The following is a 21527-nucleotide window of genomic DNA, read 5'->3' as shown; positions in this document are numbered from 1 at the left end:
GCGGTGTGGGTGCGGGCGGGGAATGATGTGGCCATGGTCAATGATCCGAACGGTCCCGATATCAAGCCGCGTAGTCGCGATGTCACCGATGGTCTGGAGAAGACGGCCGCGCGTGGCATGTTGCGGGCGGTTGGCATGGACGACGGTGACTGGGGGAAGTCGCAGATCGGGGTGGCCTCCTCGTGGAACGAGATCACGCCGTGCAATCTGTCGCTGGACCGGCTTGCCAAGGCGTGCAAGGAGGGGGTGTTCGCGGGCGGCGGGTATCCGATGGAATTCGGGACCATTTCGGTCTCCGACGGCATCTCCATGGGACATGAGGGCATGCATTTCTCCCTGGTATCGCGGGAGGTGATCGCCGACAGCGTGGAAACCGTGATGCAGGCCGAGCGGCTCGACGGTTCGGTGCTGCTGGCCGGATGCGATAAATCCCTACCCGGCATGCTGATGGCGGCGGCGCGGCTCAACCTGGCGAGTGTGTTCCTGTACGCGGGCTCGATCCTGCCCGGTATCGCGAAACTCAGCGATGGCAGCGAGCGCGAAGTGACGATCATCGATGCGTTCGAGGCGGTCGGCGCCTGCTCGCGCGGTTTGATGAGTCGCGAGGATGTGGACGCCATCGAGCGCGCCATCTGTCCTGGTGAGGGCGCCTGTGGTGGCATGTACACCGCGAACACCATGGCGAGCGCGGCCGAGGCATTGGGTATGTCGCTGCCCGGCAGTGCGGCACCGCCCGCGACCGATCGGCGTCGCGACGGTTATGCGCGGCGCAGCGGTGAGGCGGTGGTGGAATTGCTGCGGCGGGGCATCACGACGGCGGACATCCTCACCAAGGAGGCCTTCGAGAACGCGATTGCGGTGGTCATGGCTTTCGGAGGCTCGACCAATGCCGTACTGCATCTGCTGGCGATCGCCCACGACGCGAAAGTCGATCTGGCACTCGAGGACTTCGCGCGCATCGGCCGCCGGGTGCCGCACCTCGCCGATGTGAAACCCTTCGGGCGACATGTGATGACCGATGTCGACCGGATCGGCGGCGTGCCGGTGATGATGAAGGCGCTGCTCGATGCCGGACTGCTACACGGCGACTGCCTGACCGTCACTGGGCGCACGGTCGCGGAGAACCTCGCCACCATCTCCCCGCCGGATCCCGACGGAAAAGTGGTGCGGGCCATGGCATCTCCGATCCACCCGACCGGAGGCATCACCATCCTCGCCGGATCGCTCGCGCCCGGCGGCGCGGTGGTCAAGTCGGCAGGCTTCGATTCCGACGTATTCACCGGTACGGCGCGGGTTTTCGATCGCGAGCGGGCGGCGATGGACGCGCTCGAGGACGGCACGATCACCGCGGGCGATGTGGTGGTCATCCGCTACGAGGGGCCCAAGGGTGGCCCCGGCATGCGCGAGATGCTCGCGATCACCGCGGCCATCAAGGGGGCGGGCCTCGGCAAGGACGTGCTGCTGCTCACCGACGGACGCTTCTCCGGCGGCACCACCGGTCTCTGTGTCGGCCATGTCGCTCCCGAGGCGGTCGATGCCGGGCCGATCGCCTTTGTCCACGACGGCGACCAGATCCGCCTCGACGTCGCAGCAGGCACCCTCGACCTTCTCATCGCCCCCGAAGAACTCGACCGCCGCCGCGAAGGCTGGAAACCGCTGCCGTCGCGCTACACACGCGGCGTGCTCGCCAAATACTCGAAGTTGGTGGGCTCGGCGTCCTTCGGTGCCGTCTGCGACTGACCGTGGGAGTCGTCGGCTGCCGATGCCGTTGGTCCGATCGACCGCCGAGGCGAATCGTAATGGGCTCGGAGGCATTCCGTAAGCGACCATTCGGCTCGGGTTTTCGATGGCGGTGATTCGGGGCTCGGGTTGGATCCGTCCGATGTGTTTCATCAAGGGGTAGCCGGGGGGCGATGGGCAGCCGAGGGCCTCCCGGCCGGACCGGGGCTCTTGTTGCCTTTGTGATGCGTTGCGGCTGATGCTCGACGGCCTGAATTTCCTCTGGCTCAGGGCAATTCAGGAAGCACGGCGATGTCGAATTGCCGCAGGCGGGTCGGATCGGCGATCACCTCGTAGCCCGCGATCCGGTCGTCCTGGACCGTAACCGCCAGCGCGAGTAGCAGTTTGCCGCGCGGCGCGACAATGATGCCGACCGCTCCGTCGACCAGCGCGAGCGTGGCGACCTGAGAGCGGCGGCGCAGGATGACGGTTTCGCGGGCCACCGCCTGCGCACCCCGCGCGACAGGCGCCATACCCGAGGGCAGTGCGGCCGGATCGGCCGTACGCACCACATCGGGCGCGAGGACCGCGAGCAGTGCGTCGAGATCACCACTGCGGGCGGCGGCGAGGAAGGCATCCACGACGTGCCGCTGCTGTGCGAGTTCGGCGGTGGACGCGGTCGCATCGCCGTGCGCGCGTGTGCGGGCCCGGCTGGCGAGCTTCTTGGTAGCGGCGCTGGTGCGCCCGACGATCGGCGCGATCTGATCGAAGGGAACGGCGAACATATCGTGCAGCACGAATGCCACCCGCTCATCGGGACCGAGCGTATCCAGCACCACCAGTAGCGCGCGCCCGACCGAATCGATCAGCACCGCTTCGCTTTCCGGATCGCGGTCGTAGGCGGCGTCGCCGAGTTCGACGATCCGATCGATCGGATCCTCGCGGCGGGCGGTCCGCGAGCGCAGCATATCGAGACAGATCCGGGAGACCACCGTGGTCAACCACCCCGCCAGATTCTCGACCTCGCTCGTGTCGGAGCGGTCCAGCCGCAGCCAGGCCTCCTGCACCGCGTCCTCGGCTTCACTGGCCGATCCGAGCATCCGGTAGGCGACCGCGTGCAGGTGATCGCGGTGCGTCTCGAATCGTCGCGCCAACAATTCCTGTGCGTGCATCGGTCACCTTTCGCGGTCGGCATCCGTCACGTGGATAGGGCGATCGGGTGTCCCACCCACGATCGCAGACCCGCAGAACCCAGCTAACCGGAGGGTAGTTCCCATGTCTGTCGCATATGTCGTCGTCACCATCCTCGCCGCCGTAGCCGCATTCGCCGCCACCGGCTTCGACATCGTCAAGGCGGAGCAGGTGCGCGAGACCATGCTCGGCTACGGCCTCCCACAATGGACCCTCAACCCACTGGCCATCCTGAAAGCCCTCGGCGGCCTCGGCCTCCTGATCGGCCTGGCCATCCCGCCACTGGGCCTCACCGCCGCGCTCTGCCTGGTCCTGTATTTCCTCGGCGCAGAAATCACCATCATCCGAGCGAAGCTGTACGCCGACATCGCTTATCCCATGCCCTACCTGCTGCTGTCCGCAGCGTCCCTGGCCCTATTCGCCTACGCCTGACTCCGCCCCGTGCCCGCGATCGAGCCCGCCGCGCTGCCGGGTGCCGTTGCGCTGCTGGATGCCACTGCGCTGCCGGATGCCGTTGCGCTGCTGGGTGCCGTTGCGCTGCTGGGTGCCGTTGCGCTGCTGGATGCCACTGCGCTGCTGGATGCCGTTGCGCTGCTGGATGCCACTGCGCTGCCGGGTGCCGTTGCGCTGCTGGATGCCACTGCGCTATCGGGTGTCGATGTGCGGCTGGAGGTTGTTGTACTGCCGGGTGTCATCGCCCTGCTGGGTGTTGTCGTGCTGCTGCGCTCCCGGATATCGGCGCGCCGCCGGACGCCGCTGTCCTGCTGGGTGTCATTGTCCTGCGCGGTGCTGCCGCACCACTTTCGACGGAGCCCAGAAGACTCGCCTCGACGAGGCGAGCCACTGCGGCACAACACCAATCGGTCAGGCGGGCGCTTGACATTCGGTGCGGCACAGCGCGTTATGCACACAAGCATGCAATGCGATATTGCATTGCATGCCATTTCGAGCCCGATCTGCGGCACGAACCCGGGGACCACTGATTCCCTTGCCACCCGGCACATTCCGCCGCCGCGGAGAGTCCTGCGGGCCCGACCGGCAACAAGCTCAATGGTGGTTTATCGATTCCCCTCGCCTGCGGCAGCGTGCTAACCATGCAGGATGAACTGAGCTGCCTGCTCACCGATGAACACACTCGGCGCATGGGTGTGCCCGCGGATCAGCAACGGCATCACCGAGGCGTCCGCAACGCGGAGTCCTTGCACCCCACGCACTTCCAGTCGCGGCGTGACGACACTGCCCGCATCGGTACCCATCCGACAGGTGCCGACCGGGTGATACAGGGTGTGCGAGTAGCCGTTCAGCGTCAATTCCATCGCGGCCTCGAGCTCGGCCGGGGCCTGCGGAGGATAGATCAGTGGCCCGAGTGCCGCCTTCAGAGGCGGAGCCGCGGCCAGTTCGGCGCACACGCGTAAACCAGACATGATCGCGGCCCGGTCCGCGCCACCGCTATCGGAGAGATAGCGTGGGTCGATGATCGGTTTGGTGGTGGGATCACCGGAACCCAGTGAGATCCGGCCGCGGCTGTGCGGCCGCAACAGCACCGTCGCCAGCACGACCCCGTGCTCGGTCGGATCCACAAGACCCTCGTAGAAGAACGGCGCGGGCGCGAAAATCAGCTCCAGATCGGGCAATTCGAGATCGGACCGGCTGCGGATGAAACCGTAGGCCTCACCGACATTGGAGGTGAGCATGCCGCGGTGCCGGATCAGATAGTCGAGCAGCTGACGTGGCTTTTCCGCAGTGAACAGCGAATCGGATTCGACACCGTAGCCGAGCGCCGCAACCAGGTGGTCCTGCAGATTGGCACCCACCTCGGGCGCATGGTGCACAAGCGGAATGTGATGGCGCGCCAGCTCGTCCTCATCGCCGATACCCGAGAGCATGAGCAGCTGCGGGCTGTTGATCGCACCACCGCAGAGCAACACCTCGCGCCTGGCGGACACAGTCTGTGTGACGCCGTCCTTGCGGTACTCCACACCGGTCGCGCGCGGCCTTCCGGTCGGCGAAGTCTCGAAGATGATCCGCGACGCGAGCGTTTCGGCAAGCACGGTGAGATTCGCGCGGCGCATCGCGGGCTTCAGATACCCATCGGCTGTACTCCACCGCCTGCCGCCGCGCTGGGTGACCATGGTCTCGCTGAACCCCTCGGGCTGCGGCCGGTTCGGTGGCTCCACAAGGAATCCGGATTCTTTGACCGCGGCCAAATATGCTGCGGTCAATGGGCGCGGACTGCGCTGCCGCGAAATATGCAGCGGCCCGGTCGCGCCCTCATCCGGATACTGTGCGTCCTCGACGGACTCGATCTTGCGGAACTGCTCGACCGCCGCCGAGAACCCCCACTCGTCCCCGGCCAGCAATGCCCACTCGTCGTAGTCGGCACGGAATCCGCGCACCCACATCATCGCGTTCATCGACGACGATCCGCCGAACATTTTGCCGCGCGGCCAGTAGATCTGCCGATTCTTCAGCTCGGGCTGCGGTTCGGTGAGGTAGTCCCAATCCACCTCCGAGCGGAACAGCTTCGCGAATGCCGCCGGAATATGGGCGAACTTGTTCTTATCCGCCGGTCCGGCTTCCAGCACCACCACCGACACATCCGGATCGTCGCTGAGCCGGTTGGCCAGGACCGCGCCGGCCGATCCGGAGCCGACGATCACATAATCCGCGGTAACCCCTGCTTGCACTGTCCACTCCGATCTGCACTGCGTATGGCAAACATACGAGTAAGACGCGGCCCCGGGTTCGGTTTCCTGACAAACCGGCCATGTTTCGACAAACCGGTCATGTTTCGCGGATCGGACCTGGTTATCTGCGCCTGGTCAGCGGCGGTCGCAGCCCGAGATGTTCGCGCAGGGTGGTGCCTGTGTAGGCGGTGCGATACGTTCCGCGCTCCTGCAATTCCGGAATCAGCCAGTCGACGATCTCGTCGATTCCGGTCGGCACCAGATACGGCGAGATATTGAACCCGTGGGTCGCGCCGTGGCGGACCCAGCGGGTGAGTTCGTCGGCGACCTGGCTCGGTGTTCCGGCGAATCCGGACCGCTGCGAGGTCTCGATGGCGACCTGGCGCAGCGACAGATTCTTGGCCTCGGCCAGCGCCCGCCACTGTCGGGCGATCGCCACCGGATCCTGACCGTCGCGCTGTGCGCCGCGCTCGCCCGAAATCACTCGGGGCTGTGGGTCGTCCGCGGGCAGCGGACCGTCCGGATCGAGATCCGACAGATCACGACCCCACACCTGCCCGACCAGGGAAAGCGCGGTCTGTCCGGTGAATTGGCCCTCCAGCACCCAGCGCGCCTTCTCCTCGACCTCCGATTCCCTTTCCGCCAACACGATCTGGGTGCCGGGCAGGATCTTGATGTCATCGGCCGGTCGGCCCGCGCCTTCCAGGCGTGCCCGAATATCGTTCGCGAATGCGAGCGCGGCGTCGAAATGTGTTCCGTGCCTGGAGAAGATGACCTCGGCATGCGCCGCTGCGAAGTCGCGGCCCGCGGGTGAATCACCGGCCTGGAAGATCACCGGATGGCCCTGGGCGCTGGGCGGCACGGTCGGTGTGATCGAGACTTGGAAGTGCTCGTTGTCGCGGGTCACTGTCCGCACCGAATCCGATGCGGCCCAATCGGTATCGTGGCGCGAGGTCGCGATCGCATTATCGGCCCAGGCATCCCAGATCTCGCGGGCCGTCCGAATGAATTCGCCCGCGCGCTCGTAGCGCTGCGCGTGGTCGAGGAAGCCGCCGCGCCGGAAATTCGCACCGGTCCAGGCATTGTCGGTGGTGACCGCGTTCCAGCCCGCACGGCCCCCGGACAGCAGATCCAGACCCGCGAGTCGGCGGGCGAGATCGGCGGGTTCGTTGTAGGTGGTGTTCTGGGTGGCGACCAGACCGATCCGGCTGGTGATCCCGGCCAGCGCCGCCAACTGGGCAATGGCGTCGGGACGCCCGGCGATATCGGTATCGAGCAGCTTTCCGTTCTGCTCGCGCAGGCGCAGGCCCTCGCCGAGGAAGAATGCGTCGAAGAGTCCGCGCTCTGCCGTGGTGACGATATGGCGGAAGGTTTCGAAGTCGATCTGCGAGCCGCTGCTCGAATCCGACCAGATGGTGCTGTGGTTGACGCCCTGGAAGAAGACGCCGAAATGAACCTGTGCGTCGGGGAAAGGAACCTCGGACATCAGTGCTGATCCTTCGCGTAACGGTTGATCGGCCGCTCCAGGCCGAGATTGGCGCGCAGGGTCGAACCCGGCACTGGGCGGTGGGCGGTACCGGCGCGGAACAGGGCGGGCAGGACGAAGCGCGCCAGCGCCGGGAGGTCTTCGTCGATAACGGCCGGATGCAGGCGCACGCCGTCGACGTGGCGTGCGAGTTCGGTGATGAGGCGGACGAGTTCGGTCGGGGAGCCCGAGAACGTCAGGCGCTCGGTGCGGTTCGCGGCCGCGTGTTTGCCCAGGTCGGCGAGGCGTTCAGCGGCCGTCGCGTGCGGAATGTCCAGGGCGACATCGAGTTCCGCGAACACCAGTGCGCCGGTGGCTCGCGCGTGGTCGGCGGCGGCGAGGGTCTGAGCGAGGTCGGTTCCGGTGACCAGGATGACGTCGGCATCACCGGTGTCATGTGCGAAGACGACCACCTGCCCCTGCGGCGGCCGCGGCACGATCGCCGGACCCTTCACCGAGAACGTTTCACCGCTGAAGTCGATGTAGTGCAGCTTGTCTCGATCCAGGAATCGGCTCGCCGCATAGTCGCGTACCACGGCGTCGTCTTCCCATGAATCCCATAGCCGACGCGCGACCTCGATCGAATCCCGTTGTTCGCGTGCGAGTTCCGCTTCAGTTGGGCGCGGCTGTCGTCCCCAGGCGGTGGCGGCCGCGGGGTCGGTCGTGGCGATCCATCCGCCGCGCCCACGCGAAGCGTAATCGAGCGTGGCCAGTTGTGACGACGTGTGGAACGGCTCCGCGTAAGTGGTCGCGACCGTGGCCACCAGCCCGATCGTGCTGGTTGTCGCCGCGACGAACGAAGCCCGCGTCACCCCGTCGATCCGTCCCGCCGGATGCCCTGTGGGCGGCAGGATCGAATCGTCGAAGGTGGCGAGGGTGAAGCCGGCATTCTCGGCCGCGCTTACCCGTTTGCGCAGCGTATTGCCGGTGAGCAACTGATCGGGCGCATGTGCGGCCCGCCGCCACGCGGCCGGGTGATATCCCTCGCCATCCAATTCGATGCCCACCGCGAAGACATTTCCACTCATTGGTATGACGATCGTCAAACTCGACCGCCACCGCCATGATTTGCGTCGCGATGATCCGAATCGACGATCGCGAGATAGGCGGTGATCCCGGATTCGCCGTCGAGCGAATCCGGGATCGGTTGTCCTTACCGTGCGGCGCGCGCAGACAGCGCCGCGGCAACCAATACCGTGACACCTTCCGCAATAGCGGTGCCGCCCAACGCATGTGCGGCCGAGAGCACCGTACTGCCCGCAAGGCCGAGGAATACCGACCCGAAGCAGGCGATCCCGACCACGATGCCGAGCTGCACACTGGTCACCAGAATGCCGCTGGCATCGGCCGCAAGAGCCATCGGAATCCTGGCCAGGGTGCGGGTCATCAACGGACTGAAGGCCAGACCGAAACCGATGCCTTGGATCCCGAAGACGACCAGCGGCAGCGGACCGAAGTCGGCGCCGTTGCGCAGCATCATGCCCAGCGTCACCATGGTGGCCGCGCCGACCACCAGACCGAACGGAATCATGGTGGCGTGCAGGCGATGTGGGATGCGCTCCCAGTTCAAACTGGCCAGCGCGAAGGTCACGCCCATCGGGATGAACAGCAGACCCGCGTGCAGCGCGGTATAGCCGAGGGTGCTCTGCAGGTGGATCGCCATGACGAACATCCAGCCACCGAAGGTCGCCATGATCGTGAACAGCGTGCCCGCGGTGAGCGCCAGGCCCGGCGACTTCAGCACTCGCTGCGCGAACAGCGGTTCGCCGTCGCGTGCCGCGACCGCCCGCTCGATCGCCACGAACAATCCGACCCCGATCACGCTGGTGCCCAACATGATCCATGTCCACACCGGCCAGTCCTGCTCATGCCCCAGCACCAGCGGCAACACGAGCAGCAGCACCGAGACGGTGAGCATGGTCAGACCCGCGAGATCGAGTTTCCGATCGAATCGCGCGGTGGCCCTGGGCAATACCCGCGGCGCAATCAGCAGAAGCACCGCGCCGATCGGCACATTCACCAGGAATACGCCGCGCCAACTACTCCCGAAAAGGTCGGCATTGACGATCAATCCGCCCGCCACCTGACCGACGACCATCCCGCCGGAAATGATCGCCGAGTACGCACTGAGCGCCTTGGCCCTGGCATTGCCGGTGAAATTCCGCTGGATCATGGTCATGATCTGCGGAATCATCGCCGCGGCCCCCGCCCCTTGCAGGAAGCGGAATACGATGAGCGAGAACTCATTCCATGCCAACCCGCAGACCAGCGAGGCGACGGTGAACACCGCGAGCCCCGTGATGAAGGTATGGCGCTGAGTGAACCGATCACCCAATCGCGCACCGGTCACGAGCAGCACGGCATAGGCGATCACATACCCCGCGACGATCAACTGCAGCGCGGATCCACTGGTATGCAACGAAGTACGAATAGAAGGAATGGCGACATTCACGATCGAGGCATCGAGTACCGCCATGAACTGCCCGGTGAGCAACACCGCGAGCACCGCGATAGTTCGCCGCGCACCGAACGCGGCGGGTTGAACTGCCGATCCCGTAACGGCCGACGTGGCCGCAGCGTTACCCGGCTGCAAGGTCTGAGTCATCTCATGAGCTTGCAACCGAACCGACACCAGTAACAGGAGTCCGATAACACTGGTACTGGCAACACCTGGATACCGACCGGTGGCCGCTGCGAATGCCGTCGAAGCGCGGCGAGATGTATACCGACGATATCGCTTTCGATCTCGAGCTCTGTGGTGCCGGGATATGTTCGTCCGAGTACAGAGAGAGGGACCATGACTGCAGGTGGTTCGAGCGCTGTCGCTCGATTCGGCTCGGCGCATGCGCGGATCTGCACGACCACAGGTCAGGTCGTCGGCGCGGGGTTCCTGGTAGGCCCGAATATCGTCGCGACGTGCGCGCATGTGGTCGCCTACGCGACCGGTGCCGATCCGAATGATGTACAGCCGCCGGACTCGGTTGTGGCGGTGGACTTTCCGTTGCTGCCGTCGGCCGGGCCGCAGCGCGCGCGAGTGCGCCGGTGGTCACCGATCGCCGAGGACGGCCGGGGTGATATCGCGATCCTGGAGCTGGACGACGCCGTAAGCGATTCGGCTGGGCCGCCGCCGTTTTGGCGCGCCAATGACCCGTGGGGGCGCGAGTTCCGGATGTTCGGCTTTCCGGCGGAGTTGCCCGATGGCGTCTGGGCGTCGGGTGAGTTCCGGGAACGCCAGGGCACCGGCTGGCTGCAGCTGCAGCGGGTCGGCGGTCAGCCGATCACGCGAGGGTTCAGCGGTGCGCCGGTGTGGGACAGCGGAACAGACGCGGTAGTGGGGATGGCGGCGGTTGCCGACCCGCGCGGGTACACCGGGACAGCGTTCATGATCCCGATTGCCGACGTGCTCGGTTTCGACCCCTCGTTCGTCCCCAATCCTTATCGTGGGCTGGAGCCGTTCGACGAGGAACATGCGGACTACTTCTACGGTCGAGACGACGACATCGAGCGGGTGTCGGCAGCACTGCGGCAGCGACGGCTCGTCGCGGTGGCCGGACCGTCGGGCACCGGCAAATCGTCGCTCATCCGCGCGGGGGTCATCCCCCGGCTCCGGGGGCAGGGGCGGCAGATCGCGACCTTCCGGCTCGCCGGCGAGGTGTCGCCGGGCGATGCGGCCACGCCGGTCGTCCGAGCGGTGGCGCCACGATTCGATTTTCCGGACGACGGCGAGCTCTCGACACTGCTGGCGGAACAGGCGGCGCGGGAGTCGGGTACCGTCGACGACTCGGTGGCGCGACTGCTCGAGCGCGTGCCGCCGGAGGGCCTGGTGCTCTTCGCGGATCAATTCGAGGATCTGGCCGCGACCGCGCCGGAGCGGGCACGTGCGGTCCTGCAATGGCTGATGGAGCTCACCCGCGCCGATACCGAGGGGCGCATCCGAATTCTGCTCACGTTGCGGTGGGATGCGCTGAACAACCTGATCGACGCGGAAGTCGCCAGCTTTCTCGACGGGGCGACGGTGGCGCTGGCGCCGATGGGGCGTGACCAGCTCCGCGACGCCATCCAGCGGCCCGCGGCCCGTGCGCCTGGCGTCGATCTGCAGCCGGCGCTGGTCGAGCGTCTCGTCGACGACACGGTGGGCGAGCCGGGTGCGCTGCCACTGCTCGAGTCGACTCTGACGCAACTGTGGGATCGGCGCGGCAGCGCATCTCTGACCATCGATGATTACGAAAAGGTCGGCCGCGCAACGGGTTTCTTCACCGACCGCGCTGAGCAGGTGCTGGACCAGTTCACCGATCCGGTCGAGCAATTCGACGTGCGGCGCCTGCTGAAGCTGCTTGCCGCACCCGCGTCCAGCGGAGCGGGTTTCGTCCGGTCCGTGGTGTCGATCGGTGATTTCCCCGAACTACGCAGTGTCGCTGGACGATTGGCGCGTGACCGGCTGGTCGTCGTCGGCCGGGACGCGCAGGGAACCGACATCGTAGAACTGGCGCACCAGGCCCTCATCGACAACTGGTCGCGACTGCGCGGCTGGCTGCAGGACGACCGCGACTTCCGCACCTGGCAACAGCAACTCGAGCAGGACCGACAGAAGTGGGAGCTGTCCGCACACGACAACGGCGCGCTGTTGCACGGCAAGACGCTGGAGGATGCGCTCGAATGGGTCGACAAGCGCAAACCCGAAATCCCTGCAGCGCATCGACTGTACATCGCCGCGTCCCGCCGCCTCCGCCGACGCGAGGTGCGGCGATTGTGGACCGTCACCGCGGTGGTCACCGTACTCGCCCTGGTCGCCTCCGGCACCGCAGTCGTCGCCTATCGGACCAGCCAGGAACGGACCAGGGAGTTGCGCGAGCAGGCGGGCATCAACCTCGCACAGCAATCAGAAGTACTCGGCGATACCGAGTCGGACCAAGCGCTCCAATTCGCCGAGGCCGCAGGAAAATTTGCCCCGGGAGAACCCGAGGTCCGTTCGGCTCAGCTCGGTGCGCAGGTTCGGCTCGGCTCCCTGGAATCGGTTCGCAACGGATTGTGGTCTGGTATGAGGTCGACTGACTTCAGTAGAGATGCTTCGGTAGCTGCAGTCACCGAAGCGAATGGCCGGGTATCTGTATGGACCGGGCTTATGACAAACGAGCCCTCGTCTTGGCAGGTTACGACGATTCCGAACCTGATGTATGCCCAGCTCAGCCCAGACGGGCGACGGATGGCGGTATTGACTGATCGTGGCGGTATCGAAGTGTGGGACGTACAGACTCGAACCGGCCCCTTCACCGCACGACCGGAAGGTTCAGATGTCATCTCACCGTACGCGCTGCTCGCGGCTTTCTCCGAAAACGGTACCCAGCTATTTGTTTCGGTCGATCTGAAACGAAACGAAACCGGTGAGGAATTGGGTGATGCCGATGTGGTCGAGCGTTACGACATCTCAGGGCAACCTCGTCAGTTGCCGGGGATTCCGGCCGACGGAACATTGACTCGCGTTCCCCAGTATGTCGATCCCGACGGAGCACGCGTATGGCTCACGGAATCGAACGGAAATTCTGAGCGCGGCGTTGTACGCGAGGTCGGAACCGGGCGGGTCGTAGGTGAATGGCAGGGCAGGGAGATGACAACGGGCGGCTCGATTCTGAGCTGCTCGGACGAAACCGGAGAGTGGGTCGTCAGAGAGTTGAGTGGTGCGGAACGATATCGCAGGAATTTCGGTGGCTGCCCGACGCGAATACTGGATAGAACCGGACAATTCGTAGTCGCTCTCGTGGGCCAAAGTCGCGCGCCATTTTGGATCGCCAGGCTCCTCGAGATAGCAACTGGGAATATGTACTATGTTCAAGTTCGACACGACGACAGTTACGGTGCATACGCTGTCGCATCGACGCCAGCGGGACCGGTGTTGATGCGGGCGACAACCCACGGCCTCGAGCGATATGCGCCGGCGCAGACAATCGAGCCGAAACCGGAAATCGTCTCGGACGCCGCCGCAGCCTCGTGGAGCCTCGACGGACGGTACGTGCAGGTTACGAGAGACGGCGGTCCAAAGATCGTAGAGGCGAGGACATTACGTCGGGTCGATGGTCGCTCGGGCACTGATCTCGGAGACCTCACGGGTAACCCCCGGTCAACCGTCGTATTCACGCCCGACAACCGGCACGCGCTTGCGACTACCGCAGGGAACGATCTTCTCGTATTGGCGGTCCCCGAGTTCACCGTGGAACGCCGAATTACACTCCCGACTCCAGCAGGCGCTGTAGCGACAAATCGCGAAGGTGAGTGGGCGACATCGGTCGTCGCTCGCGATAACGATGAGATCGCCGTTCTGCACGCTGGCGGAATTACGCGTTGGCGAATCAAAGATGGCAATCAGATCGGCGATCAAGTGGTGATAAGCCAATCGCTCGACGATCTGCGTCTCAGTCAACGGCAGTCGTCATTGGTCGGTTATTCACCCACGGGCGACTCAGTTGTCGTTTGGGTAAACGGAACGGGCGGATCGTCGGTGCAATTATGGGACCTGACCACAAGTCAGCGTGTCCGCGCATTCTCGCCTGCTGCCGCCACAGAGCAACTTACCGGTATAGCTATGAATGCCGGGCAGGCAGACGTTCTTATTCGAACCCGTTCAGGGCCTTTGTATCGGTGGAACTCGACCGACGGCGAGAGCTCGAAGCTGGATATTCCCAATATTCCCGATGATGTCACCGTCTCCTGGTCGGTGAGTGGCCTACTAGCTCTCGGCGGGAAGTCGGATGTTGAGGTGTGGGATATACGCACCGGTACCAGCACCAAGTTCGCCACGCCGGGATCTACAAAGATATGGAAGCTCATCGGAACGACGCTGATCGGTCTGTCCGACCAGGGGCCGATCCAAATCAACCTCGACCGCAACAATATTCAGCAACATCTGTGTGCGGTCAGCGATCGTGACTACACCGACGCCGAACGTGAGAAGCTTCCGCGTGGCGTCGACAGCAAGCCGCCATGCGAGAGCGACTGACACGCACGCGTTGAATTCGATTGTGTATCAAGCTGCTTCGATGTTCGCACGGAGCCGTTGGAGTGCGGTATGCACATAGGCCTTCACGGTCCCGTCGCCCACGCCCATGATCGCGGCTGTTTCGGCATAGGTGTTTCCCTCGAATGCGCGAACGACCACTGCCTCGCGTTCGCGGGCTGGTATGGCATTCAGGGCCGCGATAAGCATGTGCCGCAGCGCGATGAGATCGTCGAAGGCGAGTCCGGCGCCGTCTACCAGCTGCGCGATCCTGGCCTCGCCATCGGGATCGACACGGTCGCGTTCGTTCGCGGCTCGCCGCCACGTATCGCGGGTCAGGTTCTTCGCGGCGGTCCAGATGTAGCGGCGCAATTCCTCGGCGTCGGAGATATCGGGACGCGCGGCGTAGACGCGCATGAACGCGGTCTGGACGATGTCTTCCGCGTCGGTGCGGCTCCCGACCTGTTTTGTCACTGAAGCCAGCAGCATGTCCTTGGTCGATTCGTATGCCTCGATCAGCAGGTCGTCGAATGACCGCCCCGAATCAATGCCGCCACGGCCGATTCGAATCACCGACGTCTCAGGAGCGTTCGCGAGCAATGACAGCGGTTCCCTCGCGCAGTCCCGCAGCACCGCGCCGAGCAGCGCGATGAGCGCAACGTCGCGTACCCAATCGCCATCGCCTGTCGTGCTCATCTGAACCGCCTTTCCGTGCTCTTACCGAACTACAACTGGTCGGTGCCCCAAAAAGTTGGGCACGAAACGTGGGCAACCGTTTGCCCCTTCACGGAGTTGAGGGATGCATGAAACCGTATCCTGATAGTCGGCAGAATCCGCCGTACGAACACCGGACGAGTGGCGGGACCGCAATCGCGGCGGGTGTGCTCGCCTTGTTCGGCGCGGTCCATCGGCTGCTGAGCGCAGTGCTTGCGGTCGGTCTGTTCATATTCCTCGACACGGGCAGTGAACTGTTTCGCGAGGCGGATCGCCCAATGCGGACGACCATGCTGATCTCCGCCCCGATCTTCCTGGTGATCGGCGTGCTGCTGCTCGTCGGCGGCATTCAGCTGCTCCGCCGGAGACAGGCGGGCCGGACGTTCGTCGTCACTGCCTGTGCGGCCGACATCGCTTATGGGATAGTCGAATTCGCGATCGTAAAGGCAGTTTCCGCGAGCAACGACGATCTGATCCTGATCGGCAGTCCGGTGCTGGTGACGGTCGGTGTCATCTTCCCGGTCATTACGATCGGATTGACTGTGGCCGCCGCCACGACGCGGTGGCTCGATTACGACGACTCGCGGAATTCGGCGAGCCTTCAGGCAGAACCTGAGCAGAATCAGGGCCCGTTGCCTCCGTGGACCACTCCCGGCGCCGTGCTCGCCCGGCCGTCGGCTGTCCGACCGATCGATGCGCTCGGGCGTTGGTCGATCGGTTTGATCGGCTGCACAACGGCCGCACTGCTCGTCTTTGTGAGCACCGAGGCGCTGGGCTATCGAGCGCTCGACAGATATCACGGCAAGTACCCAAATGCTCAGGTCCGCAATGAGTTTCACGATTGGTCCATGGTCGTCGGTCCGGCCATGATCACTATGCTCATGGCGTTGCTCGGCACGGGGATCGTATTTATGGCGTGGCTGCGGCAGGCCAGGAGCAACGCCGACGCGCTGTGTGCGGCGCGGCATCGGCTGCAGATCGGGTGGGTGGTCGGCGGCTGGTTCTGCCCCGTGGTCAACCTGTGGTTTCCCGCGACGATCCTGACCGATGTGCTGCGCGCCAGCGATCCGCGGACACCGACGGATGCACCGGACCTGCGTGGACGTCCGGGCGGGTTGTTGGTCGGTGTGTGGTGGTCGGCGTGGTTGGCCACGTGGGCCGTGCTTTTCTGGCCGGTCGATTCCGACTTCATATCGCCGGCGCGGGCCACTGTCGTGGCGCTATCGATGGTGGTTGCCGCGGCGTGCGCGGCGGTGATCATTACTCGCATCGACAGCTGGCAGCGGCCTCGGGTTCTGCCTGGCGATCCGAGTGGCACCTTCGATCGTCGATGACGACACGGTAGTGATGGACGAGGTTCGAGGTGACTCGATGAGCCGAACGACCGAGCTCGGGTACGAGACTGGCCTGCGCCGTGTCGTCGGCCCGGAAATATACCAGTGCAATAGTTTTCGCGTGATCGGACTGGATGTCACGGCATCGGCTCGTGAAGTCCGGCGACGCGCCGAGGAGGCGCAAGCTGACGAGCGGATTGCCGAGGCCTGTCGGCAACTGGGCGACCCGATGTGCCGGATCATCGACGAATTCTTTTGGCACTGGCCAGGTTACGACGCGCACAATCGCGCGGTTGATGCGCATGCAAAGGCCCTGGCTGATCCAGCGGGCGAGGTCGACTGGGCGGGTGTGCGGTTGCGGTGGCGCGAAGCCGCCGGCGACGAGGCCGGCTGGGACTATGTGCGTGATCGGATTCTGCTGTTGGACGAGCCGGAGATTCGCCCCGACTTCGCCGACCAGCTGCGGCGGCTGCTTCCGGCGCTGCTGGTTTCGGTCAACGCGGCTCTGCTCGCCCGCGCGGTCGAACGCGGGGACGATTCGGCGGCTGCGGATCAGGTGCGCGCGGCAATGCTGATGGCATCCGGCGACGAGCGGCTGGCCGGGGCGGAGATCGCAACAGCGGTGCGGCCCATACTCGACGACATCGGGCGACGCGCGGCTGGGTCACAGGATCAGGTCACGGCGGACCATCGCCGAGGATTGGTGGTCGCGCAGCAGTTGATCGCGCAGGCCGAACGCTTGGCCCGGGTTATCGGCAATGCGCCCGGCGGCGCGGCGGCAGCGACGCTTTGCGACGAGATCGCCGCCGCCGCGCGACTGTGTATCGCCGCATACGGCAACGAAACGGGCGACTCCAGTTCGTGCGCGCGGCTGCTCGTGCGGGCGCGGTCACTCACCAACAATGTCGTGGTGATTCGCGATATCGACAGGGACAGAGCCACTTTCCTGAGCAATGCGCTCGGCGTGATCTGTGACCGGATGCGCGCGCCCGTCGGTACCCATACCGATCACGAGTTGAGTGATGTTGTGATGCTGCTGGATTCGGCGGAAGACGTGCTCGACCTGCTCGCTGAAATTCCCGGTCTGCCGCCGGGTGTGTTCCGCCAGAGCCGCGAGGACGTCGCGCTGGCCATCGTCACCGCTGTTTCGTTGCGCGTGGCGGCGATGTGCGATTCCCGCAGCGCAGAGGAGTTGTTGCGCCGCGCGGAGGCACTCGCGGCGACCGACGATACGCAGTTTCTCATCTATGCGGCTCTCATGGCTGCGGCGATCGGGTATGAAGTGCGCCAGTTCTGCTGGTTCTGCGGGCAGCCGAGCGCACCGGAATCCACCGCACGGGTGCGGCTGATAGGAAAGCGCACGACGACTGAGCAGATGATGGTGGACATCGAACGATGTCCGTCGTGTCATCAGGCATGGAATCGCGGATGCCGGGTCCTCGGTGCGATGAGCCTGATCGTGTTCATGATGCTCGCGTCCCTGGTGATCGTCTTTCCGGTGCTGGGGCTGCTCGGCGTAATCGATTGGGGCTTGTATCTTTCCGCGCTCGGTGTCTACGTCGTCGCTGATGTCGGAAGGTGGATTGCCGGGGGCAGCGCGCGACGGAGCGACGCGCGCATGCGAGAACATCCGGCTGTCGCACGGGAACTCGTGGACACTCGTATGCGAGCGATCATGGAAGTGCGAAAATGATACGCGAAGTCGTGGTTTCGGCGGTCCGCGGATTGATCGCGCCGCTGCACGCACGCCTGAATCCGCCTGCGCCCGAACCGGAGCACCGCTGCGGCGTGTTGACCCCCGACGTTGTCGCAGCGATCGCGACCGCACAGTGGCGGGCGCACCGAAGGTGCGATGAGGCCGAACTGCGGCCGTTGCGGCGCCAGATCCGTACGACGCTCGAATACCTCGCCGAGGCCGGTGTCGCCGTGCAAGATCACGACGGCGTCGAGTTCGTCGATGGCCAGCGGCTGGAAGTGGTTGCCGCGCAAGAGCTGCCGGGCATCGAGCGGGCGACGGTGGAGGAGACTCTGCGCCCGAGCGTGTATCTGCACGGCGAACTCATCCAGACCGGCGAGGTGATCGTCGGCATGCCCGCGGGAGGCACGTCATGAATGCAATCAACTTCGGTATCGACCTCGGTACCACCAACAGTGCGATCGCCATGCTGCACGGCGTCGACACCGAGATCGTCAAGAACAACGAAGACGGTGACATAACGCCGTCGGCGGTCTGGCTCAGCAGGCACGGCTCGTTGCATGTCGGTCGGGCGGCGAAGGACAAGACGGAAATCGACCCGGACAACACGGCGGTGGAGTTCAAGCGGCACATGGGACTTGCCGGCACCGTCAAGCACTTCGCCGGTTCCGACCGGAGCCTCGGTGCGGAGGAATTGTCGGCCGAGGTGCTGAAGTCGCTGCGAGCGGACGTGACGCAGCGACTCGGTGACGACGTGGACGCCGCGGTGATCACGGTGCCCGCCGCGTTCGATCTGAATGCCTGCCACGCGACCCGCCGTGCGGCCGAACTCGCCGGACTGCGGCAGGTTCCGTTGTTGCAGGAGCCGGCCGCCGCGGCGATGGCCCACGGGTTTCAGTCGAGCGCGGACGGCGTGCGCTGGTTGGTATACGACCTCGGTGGCGGCACGTTCGACGCGGCCGTCGTCCGGCTGCGGGACGGCGAGTTCAGCATAGTCACGCATGCCGGCGATAATCATCTGGGCGGCAAGGACATCGATTGGCGAGTCGTCGAGGAGTTGCTGCTGCCTGCCTTCGCGAAGCGGCACGGACTCGACGTGCGACGCGGCGACGCCCGCTGGCGGGCGACCTTGAATACGCTCAAGCTCGAGGCGGAGCGCGCAAAAATCCGCCTGTCTCGTCAGGCCGAAACCGAGATCGTCGCCGACCTTGTCGGCCCGGATGGCCGGCGCCGCTACGAGTTCGAGTTCGACTTGCGCCGCGCCGATCTCGAGCGCCTCGCTGCCCCGGTGCTCGCGCGCACGGTCGAGTTGTGTCGACGAGGGCTGGCCGAGAAGAACCTGGGCCGCGGCGACATCGAACGCGTGATCCTCGTCGGGGGGCCGACGCTGTCGCCGTTTGTTCGGGACTACCTCGCCGATTCGGACTCGGGGCTGGGTATCGCACTGGATCACACCGCGGATCCGCTCACGGTCGTCGCCCGCGGTGCCGCGATCTTCGCGGGAACGCAGCGCTACGAAGCTGTTTCGGTGCCGCCCGTCGCGCACGGCGGCTTTGCGCTCACACTGGACTACCACCCGGCCGGGCCGGACCCCGACCCGCTGATCCGCGGCAGCATCGAACCTGCCGACCATGGTCTGTCCATCGAGTTCGGCAATCCCGAGTCCCGTCCGCCGTGGCACAGCGGCCGCCTACCGATCGCGCCGGACGGTACTTTCGCCACGCGGCTCCTCGCGGAGCGTGGGCGGCTCAACACATTTCAAGTGTGGTTGCGCGATGCGCTGGGTAACCGCCGCCAGGTCGGCCCCGAGACGTTCACCTACACCGTCGGGGCTGTGCAGACCGAGCAACCGCTGATCCATTCCGTCGGAATCGGCCTCGCGGACAACACGTTGCTGCCGCTGGCTCCTAAAGGTGCTACTTTGCCGGTGCGCTGCCGCGCCAAGCTGCGCACCACGACGACCGTAGCGCCCGGCGTCGTAGGCGGCGTGATCCGTATCCCGATTCTCGAAGGCGAACAGCCAAGGGCGGATCGGAATCGGCGGGTCGGCTGCCTCGAGGTGCGTGCACAGCAGGTCTCGCGCCCGCTGCCCCTCGGCTCGGACATAGAGTTCCTGGTGGAGATCGATTCGTCGCGGCTCGTGACCGCCCGCGCCTATGTGCCGATGCTGGACGAGGAGTTCGACCAGGCTGCCGATCTCGAATCCGAGACTGTGCCCACCCACACCGAACTCGCCGACCGAGTCAGTGATGTCCGGGAAAGATTGGCGTCGTTGCGATCTCGTCAGGTGCAGGCCGGCGATCCGGTCGCCGGCATGGTGCTCGTGCAGGTCGACGAGGCAGGCCGAACCGAGACGGTCGAACAGCGGCTCGCCGCCGCACTCGACGACACCGACGCCGCACAAGGTTGCGACGCCCTGGTGCGCGAGTTGCACGTCGCGCTCGACGAAGTCGAGGATGCGCTGCTATGGCCCGAACTTGTCGCCGAAGCTCGCTCGGCCTGCATCGATGCTACCGATATCGTTGCCGCGCACGGGAATACCGACGATGCCGCTGCGATGCGGATAGCGACGTCCGCGATCGAAGAATCGATCGGCACACGTGACTCGACGTCGCTGCGCCGGCACATGAACGACCTCGGCCGCCTCATCGGTCAGGTGCTCGATCGCGCAGGTGTCCTGCAGGTCGAGCTCTTTCACCAGCTGGCCGCCCGCCGAGCCGAGATGAGCAGCCCGCCACACGCCGATCGCCTCATCGCGCAGGGCCGCGCTGCCTTGGACCGCGACGACACCGCGCCACTGCGATCGATCAACAGCCAGCTCTTCGCCCTGCTGCCCGCAGCGTCGCAGGCAGCGGGCGATCCGTTCAGCACCGTTCGGCCGTCGTACTGACTTCGAGCTGGACCTGCGCTGTTCGCTCGGCCACCGGCCCATGCAGCTCAGACGATTGCGCCGCGCTACGACCGAATGAGCTCGTCGAGGAATCGCGAACTCAGGGCAAGTCGAAGCCCATGGCCTCGGCCGCGGCCGAAGGGGTTGGTTGGGGCCAGCGGTCGATCAGGTTCTGGGCGGAGGTCAGGGAGCGGGTGATGGCGCGATCGATGTAGAGGGTGCCGTCGAGGTGGTCGGTTTCGTGTTGGACGATGCGGGCGGGCCAGCCGCAGACTTCCTCGTCCAGCTCGCGGCCGCGTTCGTCTTGGCCGCGCAGGTGCACGTGGGCGTGGCGCGCGACGACGGCCTGCCAGCCCGGAACGCTCAGGCAGCCCTCGAAGAATGCCGCGCGGGCGTCGCCGATGGGTCCGTAGGTCGGGTTGACCAGAACTCGGAAGGGTAGTGGCACCTGTCCGCGAACCGCGCGCACCTCCTCGGTCACTTCGGCCGGATCCTCCAGCACGGCCAGCCGCAGCGGTATCCCGACCTGTGGGGCGGCCAGTCCGACACCCGGCGCGGCACGCATCGTCTCCCGCATAGCCCGCACCAAGCGGTCCAATTGACCCTGCGTCAGCTGTCCGTCGTAGCGGGCGGCGGGTGTGCGCAGCACCGGATCGCCCGCGGTAACAATGGAGAGTGGACCACCGAGCAGCGTCTCGACAAGATCGGGAAGCGGGATCGTCATGGTTTCAGCATCGCAAAGTGCCGCGCGGCGCAATGATATGGCCAGGCCCGTTGTCGAAT

At 65.4% G+C, this 21527-nt stretch carries 15 protein-coding genes; 8 read left to right on the top strand and 7 right to left on the bottom strand.

Annotated elements, in window-relative coordinates:
- Positions 1–33: 33 nt before the first annotated feature.
- Positions 34–1740: a dihydroxy-acid dehydratase gene (gene ilvD, locus ACZ60G_RS05965; RefSeq protein ID WP_465807681.1), complete on the top strand. Its 1707-nt coding sequence runs from the start codon at positions 34–36 to the stop codon at positions 1738–1740.
- Between the two features lie 266 nt (positions 1741–2006).
- On the opposite strand, the gene ACZ60G_RS05960 is transcribed toward ilvD, so the two are convergent.
- Entirely contained in the window at positions 2007–2891 is an 885-nt protein-coding gene (locus ACZ60G_RS05960; protein WP_465807679.1) for a sigma-70 family RNA polymerase sigma factor, read from the bottom strand.
- Positions 2892–2994: 103 nt separating this feature from the next.
- Between ACZ60G_RS05960 and ACZ60G_RS05955 the strand changes: the two genes are divergently transcribed.
- Both ACZ60G_RS05955 and ACZ60G_RS05950 read left to right on the top strand, forming a co-directional pair.
- Positions 2995–3342: a DoxX family protein gene (locus ACZ60G_RS05955; RefSeq protein WP_465807677.1), complete on the top strand. Its 348-nt coding sequence runs from the start codon at positions 2995–2997 to the stop codon at positions 3340–3342.
- A gap of 9 nt (positions 3343–3351) precedes the next feature.
- Entirely contained in the window at positions 3352–4002 is a 651-nt protein-coding gene (locus ACZ60G_RS05950; protein ID WP_465807676.1) for a hypothetical protein, read from the top strand.
- On the opposite strand, the gene ACZ60G_RS05945 is transcribed toward ACZ60G_RS05950, so the two are convergent.
- The 4 genes from ACZ60G_RS05945 to ACZ60G_RS05930 all read right to left on the bottom strand — a co-directional run bounded on the left by ACZ60G_RS05945 (position 3999) and on the right by ACZ60G_RS05930 (position 9727).
- The gene (locus ACZ60G_RS05945) at positions 3999–5597 is read right to left on the bottom strand and encodes a GMC family oxidoreductase (RefSeq protein ID WP_465807674.1); all 1599 of its coding nucleotides are present in this window, start codon (positions 5595–5597) and stop codon (positions 3999–4001) included. The genes ACZ60G_RS05950 and ACZ60G_RS05945 overlap by 4 nt on opposite strands.
- Before the next feature lie 121 nt (positions 5598–5718).
- A complete protein-coding gene (locus ACZ60G_RS05940) occupies positions 5719–7083 on the bottom strand; it encodes an NtaA/DmoA family FMN-dependent monooxygenase (protein WP_465807672.1) in 1365 nt (454 codons plus the stop codon).
- On the bottom strand, positions 7083–8150 hold the full coding sequence (locus tag ACZ60G_RS05935; protein ID WP_465807670.1) for an LLM class flavin-dependent oxidoreductase: 1068 nt from the start codon (positions 8148–8150) through the stop codon (positions 7083–7085). The genes ACZ60G_RS05940 and ACZ60G_RS05935 overlap by 1 nt, the downstream gene beginning before the upstream one ends.
- Positions 8151–8275: 125 nt before the next feature.
- Complete coding sequence (locus ACZ60G_RS05930) at positions 8276–9727, bottom strand: MFS transporter (RefSeq protein ID WP_465807669.1); 1452 nt, start codon at positions 9725–9727, stop codon at positions 8276–8278.
- Between the two features lie 192 nt (positions 9728–9919).
- On the opposite strand from ACZ60G_RS05930, the gene ACZ60G_RS05925 reads away from it, so the two are divergent.
- Positions 9920–14113 carry an nSTAND1 domain-containing NTPase gene (locus ACZ60G_RS05925; protein ID WP_465807667.1) on the top strand — a complete coding sequence of 1398 codons (4194 nt, stop codon included), beginning with the start codon at positions 9920–9922 and terminating at the stop codon, positions 14111–14113.
- Between the two features lie 27 nt (positions 14114–14140).
- Here the strand turns inward: ACZ60G_RS05925 and ACZ60G_RS05920 are convergent, their stop codons facing one another.
- A complete protein-coding gene (locus ACZ60G_RS05920) occupies positions 14141–14806 on the bottom strand; it encodes an RNA polymerase sigma factor (RefSeq protein WP_465807666.1) in 666 nt (221 codons plus the stop codon).
- Between the two features lie 107 nt (positions 14807–14913).
- On the opposite strand from ACZ60G_RS05920, the gene ACZ60G_RS05915 reads away from it, so the two are divergent.
- Genes ACZ60G_RS05915 through ACZ60G_RS05900 form a run of 4 tightly spaced genes read left to right on the top strand, consistent with a single transcriptional unit; the run spans position 14914 to position 20744 of the window.
- Positions 14914–16158, top strand: a complete 1245-nt coding sequence (locus ACZ60G_RS05915; protein WP_465807665.1) for a DUF4328 domain-containing protein — start codon at positions 14914–14916, stop codon at positions 16156–16158.
- Between the two features lie 37 nt (positions 16159–16195).
- Entirely contained in the window at positions 16196–17851 is a 1656-nt protein-coding gene (locus tag ACZ60G_RS05910) for a hypothetical protein (RefSeq protein WP_465807664.1), read from the top strand.
- Entirely contained in the window at positions 17848–18270 is a 423-nt protein-coding gene (locus ACZ60G_RS05905) for a hypothetical protein (protein WP_465807663.1), read from the top strand. Before ACZ60G_RS05910 ends, ACZ60G_RS05905 begins: the two co-directional genes overlap by 4 nt.
- A complete protein-coding gene (locus ACZ60G_RS05900; RefSeq protein WP_465807662.1) occupies positions 18267–20744 on the top strand; it encodes an Hsp70 family protein in 2478 nt (825 codons plus the stop codon). Before ACZ60G_RS05905 ends, ACZ60G_RS05900 begins: the two co-directional genes overlap by 4 nt.
- Positions 20745–20844: 100 nt before the next feature.
- On the opposite strand, the gene ACZ60G_RS05895 is transcribed toward ACZ60G_RS05900, so the two are convergent.
- A complete protein-coding gene (locus ACZ60G_RS05895; RefSeq protein WP_465807661.1) occupies positions 20845–21468 on the bottom strand; it encodes a peptide deformylase in 624 nt (207 codons plus the stop codon).
- Between the last annotated feature and the right edge of the window lie 59 nt (positions 21469–21527).

Source organism: Nocardia sp. NPDC102475 (genome assembly GCF_055584605.1).
This window is presented reverse-complemented; position numbering and strand designations above follow the sequence as displayed.